The following is a 15,440-nucleotide window of genomic DNA, read 5'->3' as shown; positions in this document are numbered from 1 at the left end:
ACCACCATCGGCCACGACCTCGGCATCGCCGGCGGGCAAATCGCCGGCACCACCGCCAACCCGGCCGGCACCGATCTCGGCAACGTCGTGACCCAGCTCGGCAATACCGTCACCAGCGTCGGCGGTCTCGTGAACGGCGGCACCACCACGTCGGGCGGCAGCAATCCGCTCGCGCCTGTTACCGGCCTCCTCGGTTCGCTCACCGGCGGCGTCGGTGGGTCGAGCAGCGGCACCGGCGGCACCGGCACCAGTGGCGGCAACCCGCTCGCGCCCGTCACCGGCCTGCTCGGTTCGCTTACCGGCAGCGTTGGCGGTTCCAGCAGCGGAACCAGCGGCACCAACGGCTCGACGAGCGGCGGCAACCCGCTCGCACCCGTCACCGGCCTCCTCGGTTCGCTCACCGGCAGCGTTGGCGGTTCCAGCAGCGGAACGAGCGGCACCGGCGGCTCGACGAGCGGCGGCAACCCGCTCGCGCCCGTTACCGGCCTCCTCGGCTCGCTCACCGGCAGCGTTGGCGGCTCGAGCAGCGGAACCGGCGGCTCGACGAGCGGCGGCAACCTGCTTGCGCCGGTCACCGGCGTCGTCAACTCGCTCACCGGCAGCGTCGGCACCGGTGGAACGAGCGGCACCAGCGGAACCGGCATCGGCGGCGGCAACCTGCTCGCACCGGTCGCCGGCCTGGTCAGCTCGGCGACGCCGATCACGAGCACCGTCACCGGCGCCATCGGCACACCGACCAGCGGCGGATCGGCCGGCGTGAGTATCGGCATCACGGGCAACCCGAGCAGTGTCACGACGACGGCCGGCACGCCGACCGGCAGCGGCTCGGGCACGGTCACGGGCGGCCTGACCGGCGGCTCCGGCGCGACGAGCGCAACCGGCCTGCTCGCGCCCGTGACGAACACGCTCGGCGGCCTGCTCGGCGGGGCCATCAAGAAATAAAACGACAAGGCCAGGCGGCCGGGTTCCAGTCATTCCAAGCCCGGCCGCCACCCAGCCGCCACCCGCGCGGCGCACGCGTCATGCGTCAAGCAAGCACGCGCGCCGACGGCCGACGAAGCCGCCCTCAGTCCCGACCGCGCAGCGGCCGCTGGCACGCGGCCAGTGCCGCGCCGACGAACAGCACCAACGCCGAATAGACGAGCCCGCGCGCGAGCCCCGCGCTGTCCGACACCCAGCCGATCGCGACCGGCCCGGCAATCTGGCCGAACGCGAACACGATCGTGAACGCGCTGATCCCGCGCGCCCAGTCGTCGGGCGGCAGGTTGTGGCGGACGAACGCGGTCGTCGATGCGACCGCCGACAGGAACGTCGCGCCGAACAATAGCCCCGATATGAACGCGACCGCCGGATGCGCGACGAGCGCCGGCATCAGCGTCGCGATGCCGAGCAACGCGTTGAGCGCCGCGAGCGCCTGCCCGCCGCGCATCCGGTCGAGCAGACCGGACCAAAGCCGCGCGGACACGATCGTCGCACCCCCGAGCAGCACGTAAAAGCCGCCGACCACCGCGCCCGACATCCCGGCGCCGCGCAGCAGCGCGACGATGAACGTCATATAGCCGATGTAGCCGACGCCGAACATCCCATAGCCGCCGAGCGCAAGCGCGAAGCGCGACCAGCGCGCATGCGCGTGCGCGGCCGCGTCGCGATGAGCCGGCGCGGCATGCGGCGCGGCGTCGATGCGTCGCGCGGCGGCGCCCGCGAACACCGCGCACGCGACGCACGCGGCCGCGAGCGCGAACCAAGCGGGCTGCCAGCCGAGCGGCACCGCACGCAGCGTCGCCGGCACGACGAGCGACGACACGACGATCCCCCAGCCGGTGCCGCCGTAATAGATGCCGAGCACGAGCCCGGCGTCGCGCGGCGTCGCGGACGCGAGCCGCGCGGCGAGCACCCCGCCGCTGACGAAAATCAGCGCGCTGCCGATACCGGTCGCAAGGCGCTGCACGAGCAGCACGTGGGTATCCGACACGAGCCCGCACGCGGCCATCAGCACCGCGGTCAGCAGCGCGCCCGCGCGGAACAGCGTGCCGGGCGAGAAGCGCCGCGACAACGCCGGAAACGCGAGCGCGCCGAACAGATAGCCGGCCGCGTTCGCGGTGTTCATCGCGCCCGCCTGCGCGAAGCTCCAGCCGAGATCGGCCTTCATCGCGGGCAGCAGCAGTGCATACGAGAAGCGCGCGAGCCCGAGCGCGATCGCACTGCCGAGCGACAGGCGCACCGCGAGCCACAGCGCGCGCAGCCGATCGTCCGCGCGAGGGTGCGCGGCGTCGTGTATCGATTGATTCATATCGGTTGCTTTCGTCACGTCGGTGTCGATCCCTGTCCTCGACGTGCGATGGTGCCAGAAAGCGCGGAAATGGGCTCGCGCGCGGACAGCCTCGCGCTGCTCACGCGCGTGCATCTGCCCGATCGCTACTAGCGATATGCGCGGGCGTGGAAATGGCTCGGCTATCCGGCGTTCGCCGCGATGGTCGCGGTCTACTTCCTGATGGTGCTGAAGCCGAACCAGGTCGTCCTGGAAGTCGGTGATGGCGCCCGAATCGACAGCAATCCGTGCCCCGATTCCGCATTTTGCGAGGTTGGCGGCCACAACAAGGCAAAATACGGGTTTTGAGTCCGCTCGGGGCTCGGGAATTCCATGCCGGCCTCCGCCCGGCGACGCTCCGGTCGAGCGTCGCCGCGGAGCCGGCTGCTTCGCTCGCCGCTTGCCGCGAGCCCAACGGAGTCGTTTTTCATGACCGAATCGAAACTGTCATTCTTCGGCCGGCTTTCCGTCGCCATCGGATCGTTCTTCGCGATCCTCGGCGACGGCGAGCTCGCCGCCAACGTCCGCCGGCTGCGCGACGGAACGTTCGCGCCCACCCCACCCACCCCGGCCGCCGCGCCTGTCGTGCCCGCCGCGACGCCGCAGCCCGCCGCCGCGCCCGTCGTGATCAAGGAAGCGAGCCCCGACGCCGCGCTGCAGCTACTGGGCCTGCTCCAGCGCAACGCGCGCTTCGTCGACTTCGTCGAGGAAGACATCGCCGGCTATTCCGACGCCGACATCGGCGCCGCCGCGCGCCTCGTGCACGACGGCTGCCGCGCGACGCTGCGCGAGCACTTCACGATCCGCCCCGTTCGCGCCGAGACCGAAGGCAGCCGCATCACGCTCCCGGCCGGCTTCGACGCCGCCGCGATCCGCCTGACCGGCAACGTCGTCGGCAGCGCGCCGTTCAACGGCAGCCTCAGCCATCGCGGCTGGCGCGCCGACGACGTGAAGCTGCCGAAGCTGATCGACTCGCACGACGTATCCGTGATCGCACCGGCCGAGGTGGAACTGTGAGCGAACCGCGTTATTCGATCGGCGTCGATCTGGGCACGACGCACTGCGCGCTGTCGTACGTCGACCTCCACGCCAGCGACGGCGAAAAAACCAGCCAGCACGTGCTGCCGGTCACCCAGCTCACCGCGGCCGGCACGCTCGAATCCCCCGAGCTGCTGCCGTCGTTCCTGTATCTGCCGCACGAAGGCGAGCTGACGCCCGGCGACCTGACGCTGCCGTGGACCGCCGAGCGTCAGTACGCGGTCGGCGAAATGGCGCGCAGCCGCGGCGCGGGCACGCCGATCCGCCTCGTGTCGAGCGCGAAGAGCTGGCTCTGCCATCCGGGCGTCGACCGCCGCGCGGCGATCCTGCCGAACGACGCGCCGCCCGAAGTCGCGCGCGTGTCGCCGCTCGAGAGTTCGATCCGCTACCTGACGCACCTGCGCGAAGCGTGGGACCACACGCATCCGGACGCGCCGTTCGGCGAGCAGGACGTCACCGTCACGATCCCCGCGTCGTTCGATCCGGCCGCGCGCGAGCTGACCGCCGACGCCGCGCAGGCGGCCGGCTATGCGCGGATGACGCTGCTCGAGGAGCCGCAGGCCGCGCTCTACAGCTGGATCCAGAAAAGCGGCGGCGCATGGCGCAAGCAGGTGCAGGTCGGCGACATCATCCTCGTCGTCGACGTCGGCGGCGGCACGACCGACCTGTCGCTGATCGCGGTCGTCGAGCGCGACGGCAATCTCGAACTGCATCGCATCGCGGTCGGCGAGCATATCCTGCTCGGCGGCGACAACATGGACCTCGCGCTCGCGCACGTGGTCGCGCGCAAGCTCGCCGCGCAAGGCACGCAGGCCGATCCGTGGCAGCTGCGCGCGCTCACGTACGCGTGCCGCTCCGCGAAGGAGACGCTGCTCGGCGACGCGGCCGTCGACACCGTGCCGCTCGTCGTGCCGAGCCGCGGCTCGAAACTGATCGGCGGCTCGATCCGCACCGAGCTGACCCGCGCGGAACTCACGCAGACGATCATCGAAGGCTTCTTCCCGCAGGTCGACGCGGCGGCCCGCCCGGTGACGCGCACGCGCGCCGGCCTCACGCAGCTCGGCCTGCCGTACGCGCAGGACGCGGGCGTCACGCGCCATCTCGCCGCGTTCCTCGGCCGGCAGGTCGGCGCGCTCGCGGAGCTCGGCGGACTGCCGGCCGCGCAGACGGCCGCGCAGACCACCGCCAGCGCGACGTTCCTGCATCCGACCGCGGTGCTGTTCAACGGTGGCGTGTTCAAGTCCGCGCTGCTCGCCGAGCGTGTGCTCGACGTGCTGAACGGCTGGCTCGCGGCCGACGGCGCGCCGGGCGCGCGCCTGCTCGGCGGCGCCGACCTCGATCTCGCGGTCGCGCGCGGCGCCGCGTATTACGGCTATGTGAAGCGCGGCAAGGGCGTGCGCATCCGCGGCGGCACCGCGCGCGCGTACTACGTCGCGATCGAGTCGGCGATGCCGGCCGTGCCGGGCCTCGAGCCGCCGGTGTCGGCGCTGTGCGTCGCGCCGTTCGGGATGGAGGAAGGCACCGACGCGGCGCTGCCCGCGCAGGAGTTCGGCCTCGTCGTCGGCGAGCCCGTGCATTTCCGCTTCTTCGGCTCGTCGGTGCGCCGGCAGGATCAGGTCGGCACGCTGCTCGACTACTGGTCGCCGGAAGAGCTGCAGGAGCTCGAGGAAATCCAGGCGACGCTGCCGACCGAAGGCCGCACGCCCGGCGAGATCGTGCCCGTGAAGCTGCACGCGCGGGTGACGGAAGCCGGCACGCTGGAGCTCGAAGCGGTGCCGAGCGGCACCAGCGAGCGCTGGAAGGTCGAATTCGACGTGCGCGGCGGAGCGAACGCCTGAAGCCGATGAAGCGATATGTCGTCGGCATCGATCTCGGGACGAGCAACACGGTCGTCGCGTATGTCGAGCCGGGCGCGGACACGATCCACGTGTTCGACGTCGATCAGCTCGTCGGCCTCGGCGAGATCGGCGCGCAGCCGCTGCTGCCGTCCGCGCGCTATCACCCGGCGTCGGGCGAGCTCGACGCGCGCGATCTGCGGCTGCCGTGGAGCGACGGTGCGGGTGCAGGCGAAGGTGAAGGCGACGCGCCGCCGGCCGTCGTCGGGCGCCTCGCGCGCACGCTCGGCGCGCAGGTGCCGGGCCGGCTCGTCAGCAGCGCGAAGAGCTGGCTATCGCACGCGTCGGTCGACCGGCTCGCGCCGATCCTGCCGTGGGGCGCGCCCGACGACACCGCCAAGGTGTCGCCGGTCGCCGCGAGCGCGAGCTATCTCGCGCACGTGCGCGCCGCGTGGAACGCGCGCTTTCCGGACGCGCCGCTCGAAGCGCAGGACGTCGTGCTCACCGTGCCGGCGTCGTTCGACGACGGCGCGCGCGCGCTGACGCTCGAAGCCGCGCGCATCGCGAAGCTGCCTGCGTTGCGCCTGCTCGAAGAGCCGCAGGCCGCGTTCTACGACTGGCTGTTCCATCACCGCGCGACGCTCGACGCCGAGCTCGCGCACACGCGGCTCGTGCTCGTCGTCGACGTCGGCGGCGGCACGACGGACCTCACGCTGATCAAGGCGCACGTCGAGGACGGCGAGCCGCGCCTGTCGCGGATCGGCGTCGGCAATCACCTGATGCTCGGCGGCGACAACATGGACCTCGCGCTCGCGCATCTCGTCGAGAGGCGGCTTGCGAACGGTACAAACGGTACAAACGGCACGAGCGGCACGAACAACGCGAACAACGACGGGCGCCTGTCGGCCGCGAGCCTGTCGCAGCTCGTCGAGCGCTGCCGCATCGCGAAGGAGCAGCTGCTCGACGCGAATGCGCCCGAATCGGTCGCGATCACGCTGCTCGGCGCGGGCGCGCGGCTGATCGGCGGCGCGCGCACCACGCATCTGACCCGGCAGGAGGTCGAGCGGATCGTCGTCGACGGGTTCTTTCCGGCGGGCGCGGCCGATGAATTGCCGCGCCGCTCGCGCGCGGCGATCGTCGAATTCGGGCTGCCGTACGCGGCCGATCCGGCGATCACGCGGCACGTCGCGGCGTTTCTGAGCCGGTTCGCCGCGCAATCTCGCGATGCACTCGGCGATGACACGCCAGCGCCGCCTGCGCCTGCGCCTGCACCCGTACCCGATACGCTGCTGCTCAACGGTGGCGTGTTCCGGGCGGATGCGTTGTCCGCGCGTCTCGCGGCCACGCTCGGCGCGTGGCGCGGCGAACCGTTGCACGTGCTGCAAAACGACCAGCCGGACGTCGCGGTCGCGCGCGGCGCGGTCGCCTATGCGCTCGCGCGCGCGGGACACGCGCCGCGGATCGGCGGCGGCTCGCCGCGCAGCTATTTCCTCGTCCTAGACGAAGGCGCGCAGGCGTCGCGCGGTGTGTGCCTGCTGCCGCGCGGCACCGAAGAAGGCCACGAAGTGCATCTCGACGATCGCGTGTTCGCGCTGCGCCTCGGGCATCCGGTGCAATTCCACCTCGTGTCGACGGTTGCCGACACGGTCTGGCAGCCGGGCGAGCTCGTCGATCTGTCGAGCGGCGACTTCGTGCGGCTGCCGCCGCTCGCGACCGTCGTGCGGCGGCCCGACGCGGGCGGCGCGCGCGAGCGGTCGGTCAGGCTGACGACGTCGCTGACCGAAGTCGGCACGCTCGACATCCACTGCATCGCGACCGACGACGCCTCGCAGCGCTGGCGGCTCGAATTTCAGCTGAGGCGCGACGACGCCGAGCCGGCCGCCGGCGAAGCGACGCGTCATCCGTTGCTCGACGACGCGCTCGCGCTGATCGACCGCTCGTTCGGCCCGGCGTCGGCGAAGGTCGATCCGAAGGAAGTGAAGCGCCTGCGCGCGCAGCTCGAACAGAAGCTCGGGCCGCGCCCGAACTGGGACGTCGCGCTGCTTCGCGAACTGTTCGGCGCGCTGTGGGAGCGCGCCGGGCGCCGGCGGCGCTCGGCCGATCACGAGCGCGTGTGGCTGAACCTGGCCGGCTACTGCGTGCGGCCGGGGTTCGGCTATCCGCTCGACGAATGGCGGATCGAACAGCTGTGGTCGCTGTTCGACGACGGGATCCAGTACGTCGACGACGGGCAGGTCTGGTCCGAATGGTGGACGCTGTGGCGTCGCGCGGCGGGCGGGCTCGGCGACGACGCGCAGCGGCAGATGCTCGATGCGATGACGTGGCTCGAGCACGAGGCGGGCTCGAAACGGCGCACGCTGCCGTTCGATCCGGCCAAGCTCGGGCACGCGGACATGGTGCGTGTGTATGCGTCGCTCGAGCATGTTCCGGCCGACAGCAAGATCCGGATCGCGGAGCAGTTGCTGGAGCGTCTGCGGCGGCCGTCGGAGAATCACCAGAGCTGGTGGGCGGTCGGCCGCATCGGCGCGCGGCTGCCGTTCTACGGAAGCGCGCACGAGGTCGTGCCGCCGGACGTCGCGGCGCGGTGGCTCGACGCGATCCTCGCGCTCGACTGGAAGAAGGTCGAGCCGGCGATGTTCGCCGCCGCGCAGATCGCGCGGATGACCGGCGACCGTTCGCGGGATCTGCCCGCGCAGGTTCGGGACACGGTCGTGCGGCGGCTCGAAGGCGCGAATGCGCCGGCGGCGTGGGTGCAGATGGTCCGGGAAGTCGTCACGCTCGACAACGCGGATACCGGGCGCGTGTTCGGGGAAGCGCTGCCGGCCGGGTTGAAGCTGATCGCGGGGTGACGGGGGGCGACGCGTTCCGGGGGCGGGATCCGGAACGCACAGACCTGCGCCCACGGCCGGGCCGGCCCGGGCGCCGCGATTTTAAAAAATCAGCCGAACGCCCGGCTCGCCATTCAATTTCAGCGACGTGCCGCCATTAAAAATGTCTCACGGAGACATTTTATCCGCATCGACGAGACGCATCGCCCATTTCCGCCGACACCTCATCCGTCTCATTAAGACGTTTTTGCACGAATCAAAACGGACAAATACGTTCACCGACAATCAGCGACCACGTGATTTACCCAACACCCCCAAGTAAAACGTTTGCGCTTAATCCAAGCCATAGGATTCGAGCCTTCTCACCGTTCATTAAAAATCCACCAATCCCTTTACATACAAGGCTGACAGCCAATCATAACAGATTTAATAGGATGAAACAAACCATCCCCCACCTTGAGACGATATCTCATTTTATTAATCTTACATAGAGTATACATAGCCGCAAAAATAATGTTTCAGAAATGAAACGCGCAAACGTTTGATCACTACCTTTTACAAAACTTATAAATCTTAAAAAAGATAATCAAATAAACCTCAAGCAGAATTAATTAAAAGAAACCCGGCAAATGAGCCGGCCACATATGTCATATAAATCTGTTTGAGGTGACCAATATGAATAAGAACTATCGGACCATCTGGAGTGAGATCCAGAGGGCCTGGATCGTCGTTTCGGAACTCACCGCGACGCGCGGCAAGCGCGGTCGCGGTACCCGTCTCATGGTCGCTACGGGCCTTTTGGCCACTGGGGCGATCACGCAGGCATCGACCACCACGGTGGAAACGGCCAACCTGACCAGCCTCACGAACCCGAGCTACACGCTCGTGTCGGGGTCGTCGGGGGGATCGACGAACGCGTCGCAAGGAACGACCGTCTACTACAACGGAGGGACGGTCGGGACGGCCGGCCTCTATACGTACACCACTATCCTCTCGCAATGTCCGTCCGGGACGGCGTCGGGGTGCTGGGTCAATACCAGCCAGGGCGCCATCAACAATGGCCTGAACTTCTCGGCCAACAACACGGGCACCACGGTCCATAAGAACCTGGGCGACACGCTGCCGATCATCGGCGCGGCGACGGCGGCCGGCGCACCTGCAACGCCGACGGGGACCACGCTCAGCCTCGACAGCAGCGCGCCGACCGCGGGCACCTACTCGTCGAAGAACATCCAGACCTACGCCGATGCCGCCAACGGCCAGATCCAGATCCAGATGGCCGACAACCCCGTCTTCGCCAGCGTGACCACCGGCTTGAACGGCGTGACGGTGACCGGCGGCGCGCACGGCTCGGTCGTCCTGAACGGCTCCGGCCTGAACAACGGCGGCAACACGATCACCAACGTCGCCGCCGGCGCGGTGACGGCAACGTCGACCGACGCCGTCAACGGTTCGCAGCTCTATGCCGTGACCGCCGCGGCCGGCGGCGGCTGGAAGCTGTCCACCAACGGCGGCACGCCCTCGACCGTCGCGTCAGGCGCCACGGTCGATCTGTCGCCCGGCGCCAGCGGCAACATCAAGGTTTCGCAATCCGGCACCAACGTCGCGATCGACACCAACCCGAATCTGACCGCCACCACGCTCACGACGACCGACGTCGCCGGCAACACGACCGTCACCAGCGGCAGCGGCGTGACGACGACCGACGCATCGGGCAACCAGACCTCGGTCGGCGCGAATGGCGTCACGATCACGCCGACCGGCGGCGGCAACGCCGTCAGCCTGACCTCCTCCGGCCTGAACAACGGCGGCAACAAGCTCACCAACGTCGCCGACGGCACGGTGTCGGCCACGTCGACCGACGCCGTCAACGGCTCGCAGCTCTCCCAGCAGACGACGACCCTGACCAACCAGGGGCTGAATTTCTCGGATGCGGCGGGCAACTCGGTTCACGAGAACCTGGGCGGCACGCTGGCGATCATCGGCTCGACGACGTCGTTGCCGGTCAGCCTCGACAGCAGCGCGCCGACCGCGGGCGCCTACTCGTCGAAGAACATCCAGACCTACGCCGACGCCGCCACCGGCCAGGTCCAGATCCAGATGGCCGACAACCCCGCCTTCGCCAGCGTGACCACCGGCTTGAACGGCGTGACGGTAACCGGCGGCGCGCACGGCTCGGTCGTCCTGAGCGGCTCCGGCCTGAACAACGGCGGCAACACGCTCACCAACGTCGCCGCCGGCGCGGTGACGGCAACGTCGACCGACGCCATCAACGGTTCGCAGCTCTATGCCGTGACCGCCGCGGCCGGCACCGGCTGGAACCTGTCCACCAACGGCGGCACCGCAACGAAGGTCGTGCCCGGCGCCACGGTCGATCTGTCGCCCGGCACCAGCGGCAACATCAAGGTCTCGCAATCCGGCACCAACGTCACGATCGACACCAACCCGAATCTGACCGCCACCACGCTCACGACGACCGACGCCGCCGGCAACACGACCGTCACCAGCGGCAGCGGCATGACGACGACCGACGCATCGGGCAACCAGACCTCGGTCGGCGCGAATGGCGTCACGATCACGCCGAGCGGCGGCGGCAACACCGTCAGCCTGACCTCGACCGGCCTGAACAACGGCGGCAACAAGCTCACCAACGTCGCCGACGGCACGGTGTCGGCCACGTCGACCGACGCCGTCAACGGCTCGCAGCTCTCCCAGCAGACGACGACCCTGACCAACCAGGGGCTGAATTTCGCGGACGCGGCGGGCAACACGGTTCACGAGAACCTGGGCGGCACGCTGGCGATCATCGGCTCGACGACGTCGCTGCCGATCAGCCTCGACAGCAGCGCGCCGACCGCGGGCACCTACTCGTCGAAGAACATCCAGACCTTCGCCGATACCGCCACCGGCCAGGTCCAGATCGAGATGGCCGACAACCCCGCCTTCGCGAGCGTGACGACCGGCAACACGGTGATGAACAACGCAGGCATCACCATCAGCGGCGGGACATTCGGCCCGGTCAGCCTGACCTCCTCCGGCCTGAACAACGGCGGCAACAAGCTCACCAACATCGCCGACGGCACGGTGTCGGCCACGTCGACCGACGCCGTCAACGGCTCGCAGCTCTCCCAGCAGACGACGACCCTGACCAACCAGGGGCTGAACTTCTCGGATGCGGCGGGCAACATGGTTCACGAGAACCTGGGCGGCACGCTGGCGATCATCGGCTCGACGACGTCGCTGCCGGTCAGCCTCGACAGCAGCGCGCCGACCGCGGGCACCTACTCGTCGAAGAACATCCAGACCTACGCCGACACCGCCACCGGCCAGGTCCAGATCCAGATGGCCGACAACCCCGTCTTCGCGAGCGTGACGACCGGCAACACGGTGATGAACAACGCAGGTATCACCATCAGCGGCGGGGCATTCGGCCCGGTCAGCCTGACCTCCTCCGGCCTGAACAACGGCGGCAACACGATCACCAACGTCGCCGCCGGCGCGGTATCGGCAACGTCGACCGACGCCATCAACGGTTCGCAGCTCTATGCCGTGTCCACCTCGGCGAACGCCGGCTGGAACCTGTCCACCAACGGCGGCACGGCAACGAAGGTCGCGCCCGGCGCCACGGTCGATCTGTCGCCCGGCGCCAGCGGCAACATCACCGTCTCGCAAACCGGCACGCAGATCACGATCGACACCAATCCGAATCTGACCGCCACCACGCTCACGACGGCCGACGCCGCCGGCAACACGACCGTCACCAGCGGCAGCGGCATGACGACGACCGACGCATCGGGCAACAAGACCTCGGTCGGCGCGAATGGCGTCACGATCACGCCGAGCGGCGGCGGCAACGCCGTCAGCCTGACCTCGACCGGACTGGACAACGGCGGCAACAAGCTCACCAACGTCGCCGACGGCACGGTGTCGGCCACGTCGACCGACGCCGTCAACGGTTCGCAGCTCTACTCGACGAACCAGGCGGTCCAGAATCTGCAGAACGCCCAGACGCACTACTACAGCGTGAACGACGGCGGCACGCAGGGCAGCAACTATGCGAACGATGGCGCGACCGGCGTCAACTCGCTCGCCGCGGGCGTCAATGCCGCGGCGGCTGGGGCCGGCAGCGTCGCGATCGGCAGCGGGGCAAGCGCATCGGTCAACAACGGGATCGCGATCGGCTCCGGCGCGAGCGTCGCGGCGCTCGGCGGCCTCGCGCTCGGCGCCGGTTCGGTCGCCTCCCGGGTCGCGGGCACCTACAACGATCCGATCAGCGGCACGAGCTTCACGACGACGGAAGGCGCGGTCTCGGTCGGCTCGCAAGGCTCGACGCGGCAGATCACGAACGTCGCCGCCGGCACGCAGACCACGGACGCCGTCAACCTCGGGCAGCTCGAAAGCGCGATGTCGCAGCTGAACCAGGCCGTCCACATCGCGTCGGCGCCGTCCCAGACCTGGATCACCGGCAATCCGACCAACTATGCCGCGCCGACCGCCAGCGGCTCGGGCTCGACCGCCGCCGGCAGCGGCAGCGTCGCGTCCGGCACGAACAGCACGGCGGTCGGCGACGGGGCGACGGCGAGCGGCGCGAACTCCGTCGCGCTGGGCGCGAACTCGGTGGCGACCGAGCAGAACACGGTGTCGGTCGGCGCGGTCGGCAGTGAACGCACGATCAGCAATGTCGCCGCCGGCGTGAACGGCACGGATGCCGTCAACGTGAACCAGCTCAATGCCGGCCTCGCTCAGGCGAACCAGTACACGAACAGCCAGATCAGCAGCCTGCGGCGCGACATGTACGGCGGCGTGGCTTCGGCGATGGCCGTGGCCGGTCTGCCGCAGCCGACCGCGCCGGGCAGGAGCATGGTCTCGGTCGCGACATCGAACTGGCAGGGCCAGCAGGGGGTGGCGCTCGGCGTGTCGACGATTTCGGAAAACGGCCGATGGGTCTACAAGGGTTCGATGACGACGAGCTCGCGCGGCGGCGCCGGTGGAGTGGTCGCGGCCGGCTATCAATGGTAAGCATCGAACGGTAAACACCGGGCGGCGGCGCAATCGGACGCGCCGCCGCCCCGAGTCAGGGGATACGAGATGAAAATGAAAACGCTTTGGGGTGCAATGTGTTGCGCGGTGGCGCTGGCCGGCTGCGGGATGGCGCCGACGACGGCGCCCGACGGTTCGGTCGGCTTCCCGAATCGCGACAGCGCATCGATGAAGGACGGCACCTTCGTCGACGTCGACAACGTGCGTCTGGTGGAGCCGGGCCTGACCAAGAATCAGGTCTATGCGCTGCTGCAGGCGCCGCACTTCAATGAAGGGGTGTTCGGCGTGCACGTCTGGAACTACATCCTCAACTTCCGGACCCAGCCGGACGGCAAGGTTCTTTCCTGCCAGTACCAGGTGCAATACGACGACGGCGGCAAGGTGAAGGCGACGTACTGGAAGGAGCCGGACTGCGCGTCGTATGTGAACGGCACGCACGCGGCGGCGGTCGCGCCGGCGCCGGTGGCGCACAAGCGCATCACGCTGGATGCGTCCGTGCTGTTCGCATTCGACAAGTCGGCGCTCGAGGATCTGCGCGCCGAAGGGCGGGCTCGACTCGACGAGATCGCGAAATCGCTCGTCGCCGACGATGCGGGCATGGGCGCAATCGAGATCACCGGCTACACGGACCGCCTCGGCTCGCAAGCGTACAACCAGAACCTGTCGACCGCGCGCGCGCAGACGATCCGCACGTACCTGATCGATCGCGGCGTCCCGGCCGGCAAGGTGCACGCGGCAGGGCGCGGCAGCGCATCGCCGGTCAGCGCCGGATGTGGGGCCGGCAGGTCGCCGGAAGTCATCCGATGCCTGGCCCCCGACAGGCGGGTGACGATCGAGACGACCCCGGGTTGACGCTCATCGCGCGGTGAGCGGCCCGCGGGCGCCGCTCACCGGCAATCCGACGCGCCCGCCCCCGTCTCGTGATGGTCGTGCGCGTCGAGGCAAACCTGCTCTTCGACCTGCACGGTCGCGTGCTCGATATTGAACCGCGCGGCCAGCCGGCGCTGCACGGCCACCACGACGTCGCGCGACGACGCCCCGTCCGCCGGATGCACGTGCAGCGTCACCATATGCCGCTCGCCGGTGATCGACCACGCGTGAATGTGATGCGCATCGCGCACCTCGGGCACGTTCTTCTCCAGGTCGGCCTTGATGTCGGCGATCGTCATCCCTTCCGGCGTCCCTTCGAGCAGGATGTGCGCGGACGATTTGACGATGCCCCACGCGCTCCTCAGCACGATCACCGCGACGACGATCGACAGAATCGGATCGATCGGCGTCCAGCCGGTCAGCACGATCACGCCCGCGGCGACGATCGCGGCGACCGAGCCGAGCATGTCGCCGAGCACATGCAGCCACGCGCCGCGCAGGTTCAGGTTCTCCCGGTTGCCGCCGTGCAGCACGAGGAACGCGGCGATGTTCGCGGCGAGCCCGGCGAACCCGACGATCAGCATCGTCTTGCCGACGACCGGCACCGGCTCGGCGAAGCGGCGGATCGCCTCGACGACGATCCACGCGGCGATCACGAACAGCGCGCAACCGTTGACGAACGCCGCCAGGATCTCCAGCCGCTTGTAGCCATACGAATGCTGTTCGGTCGACGGCCTGCGGCCGTACTGAATGGCCAGCCAGCTGAAGCCGAGCGCCGCCGCATCGCTGACCATATGGCCCGCGTCGGCCAGCAGCGCGAGCGAGCCCGACATCAGCCCGCCGACGATCTCGACCACCATGAAAATCGCGATGATCACGAACGCCCAGCCGATCCGATGCTGATCCGTCACGCCGTGAAGATGGTTGTGGCCCGCGTGGCCATGCCCGCCGTGATCGTGCCCATGGCCATGTCCGTGGCCATGTCCGTGGCCGTGCGCATGGTCGTGACCGGCATGTGCGTGGTCGTCGTGCCGATGGCCTGCGTGGTCATCGTGTTCGTCGTGGTGGTGAGGAGCCTGCGCCATCGGTAAACTCGTTCGGTTGGATTGCGTGTGCGGATTGCATGAGCGCAATTATATACACATATAAACATTCGTTGATATGAAATGTTGGAGTCGACATGCAGGCATCGGATTTATCTGACGATCAGGTGGTGGAGCTCGCCGAGATGTTCCGGCTGATGGGCGACCCGAGCCGCCTCAAGATCATCGCGGCGTGCCTGGGCGAGCCGATGTGCGTATCGGACATCGCCGCGAAAAACGGGCTGTCGCAGCCACTCGTCAGCCACCATCTGCGGCTGTTGCGCGCGGCGCGCGTGCTGCGCGCCGAACGGCGCGGCAAGCAGATTTTCTACGAAGCGGCCGACGAACACGTGAAGCGCGTGATCAACGACATGGTCGACCACGTCTGCGAGCATATGCCGTCGGACCTGGAGGACGCGCCGGGCGACGATTGACGCGG

Annotated in this window: 9 protein-coding genes and 3 pseudogenes; 10 read left to right on the top strand and 2 right to left on the bottom strand. The window is 68.9% G+C overall.

From position 1 onward, the window contains the following. Window positions 1–942: pseudogene (locus HZI36_RS20860) on the top strand (collagen-like triple helix repeat-containing protein); the annotation flags it as partial. A 124-nt stretch (window positions 943–1,066) separates the two neighbouring features. On the opposite strand, the gene HZI36_RS20855 reads toward HZI36_RS20860, so the two are convergent. Next, entirely contained in the window at window positions 1,067–2,290 is a 1,224-nt protein-coding gene (locus HZI36_RS20855; protein WP_179404555.1) for a YbfB/YjiJ family MFS transporter, read from the bottom strand. A gap of 180 nt (window positions 2,291–2,470) precedes the next feature. Here HZI36_RS20855 and HZI36_RS27555 point away from each other — a divergent pair, with 180 nt between their 5' ends. The 7 genes and pseudogenes from HZI36_RS27555 to HZI36_RS20825 all read left to right on the top strand — a co-directional run bounded on the left by HZI36_RS27555 (window position 2,471) and on the right by HZI36_RS20825 (window position 13,901). Next, a complete protein-coding gene (locus HZI36_RS27555) occupies window positions 2,471–2,617 on the top strand; it encodes a hypothetical protein (protein WP_425485278.1) in 147 nt (48 codons plus the stop codon). Window positions 2,618–2,737: 120 nt separating this feature from the next. Then, window positions 2,738–3,325 (top strand): DUF2760 domain-containing protein, encoded by a 588-nt coding sequence (locus tag HZI36_RS20845; protein WP_179404554.1) that lies wholly within the window; start codon window positions 2,738–2,740, stop codon window positions 3,323–3,325. Continuing rightward, window positions 3,322–5,184 (top strand): Hsp70 family protein, encoded by a 1,863-nt coding sequence (locus tag HZI36_RS20840; protein WP_179404553.1) that lies wholly within the window; start codon window positions 3,322–3,324, stop codon window positions 5,182–5,184. Before HZI36_RS20845 ends, HZI36_RS20840 begins: the two co-directional genes overlap by 4 nt. Before the next feature lie 5 nt (window positions 5,185–5,189). Next, window positions 5,190–8,030 carry an Hsp70 family protein gene (locus HZI36_RS20835; protein ID WP_179404552.1) on the top strand — a complete coding sequence of 947 codons (2,841 nt, stop codon included), beginning with the start codon at window positions 5,190–5,192 and terminating at the stop codon, window positions 8,028–8,030. Window positions 8,031–8,684: 654 nt separating this feature from the next. Beyond that, a pseudogene (locus HZI36_RS27550) lies at window positions 8,685–8,816 on the top strand (ESPR domain-containing protein); the annotation flags it as partial. A gap of 540 nt (window positions 8,817–9,356) precedes the next feature. After that, window positions 9,357–13,028 (top strand): annotated as a pseudogene (locus HZI36_RS20830) (YadA family autotransporter adhesin); the annotation flags it as partial. Window positions 13,029–13,103: 75 nt separating this feature from the next. Then, on the top strand, window positions 13,104–13,901 hold the full coding sequence (locus tag HZI36_RS20825; protein WP_218884132.1) for an OmpA family protein: 798 nt from the start codon (window positions 13,104–13,106) through the stop codon (window positions 13,899–13,901). Window positions 13,902–13,936: 35 nt separating this feature from the next. On the opposite strand, the gene HZI36_RS20820 is transcribed toward HZI36_RS20825, so the two are convergent. Continuing rightward, entirely contained in the window at window positions 13,937–14,830 is an 894-nt protein-coding gene (locus tag HZI36_RS20820) for a cation diffusion facilitator family transporter (protein ID WP_343050335.1), read from the bottom strand. Between HZI36_RS20820 and HZI36_RS27375 the strand changes: the two genes are divergently transcribed. Beyond that, complete coding sequence (locus tag HZI36_RS27375; protein WP_246327158.1) at window positions 14,816–15,010, top strand: hypothetical protein; 195 nt, start codon at window positions 14,816–14,818, stop codon at window positions 15,008–15,010. The genes HZI36_RS20820 and HZI36_RS27375 overlap by 15 nt on opposite strands. Before the next feature lie 89 nt (window positions 15,011–15,099). Beyond that, window positions 15,100–15,435 carry an ArsR/SmtB family transcription factor gene (locus tag HZI36_RS20815; RefSeq protein ID WP_179404549.1) on the top strand — a complete coding sequence of 112 codons (336 nt, stop codon included), beginning with the start codon at window positions 15,100–15,102 and terminating at the stop codon, window positions 15,433–15,435. Window positions 15,436–15,440: the final 5 nt, after the last annotated feature.

It is taken from the genome of Burkholderia guangdongensis (assembly GCF_013403875.1).
GTDB lineage: Bacteria > Pseudomonadota > Gammaproteobacteria > Burkholderiales > Burkholderiaceae > Burkholderia > Burkholderia guangdongensis.
Note: the sequence above shows the minus strand (reverse complement) of the source record. Positions and strands in the feature narration are given on the sequence as shown.

Excerpts from the sequence above, each read along its gene's own strand:
- HZI36_RS20855 (WP_179404555.1), bottom strand. The coding sequence starts at position 2,290 with ATGAATCAATCGATACACGACGCCGCGCACCCTCGCGCGGACGATCGG.
- HZI36_RS27555 (WP_425485278.1), top strand. The coding sequence starts at position 2,471 with ATGGTCGCGGTCTACTTCCTGATGGTGCTGAAGCCGAACCAGGTCGTC.
- HZI36_RS20845 (WP_179404554.1), top strand. The coding sequence starts at position 2,738 with ATGACCGAATCGAAACTGTCATTCTTCGGCCGGCTTTCCGTCGCCATC.
- HZI36_RS20835 (WP_179404552.1), top strand. The coding sequence starts at position 5,190 with ATGAAGCGATATGTCGTCGGCATCGATCTCGGGACGAGCAACACGGTC.
- HZI36_RS20825 (WP_218884132.1), top strand. The coding sequence starts at position 13,104 with ATGAAAACGCTTTGGGGTGCAATGTGTTGCGCGGTGGCGCTGGCCGGC.
- HZI36_RS27375 (WP_246327158.1), top strand. The coding sequence starts at position 14,816 with ATGCTGATCCGTCACGCCGTGAAGATGGTTGTGGCCCGCGTGGCCATG.
- HZI36_RS20815 (WP_179404549.1), top strand. The coding sequence starts at position 15,100 with ATGCAGGCATCGGATTTATCTGACGATCAGGTGGTGGAGCTCGCCGAG.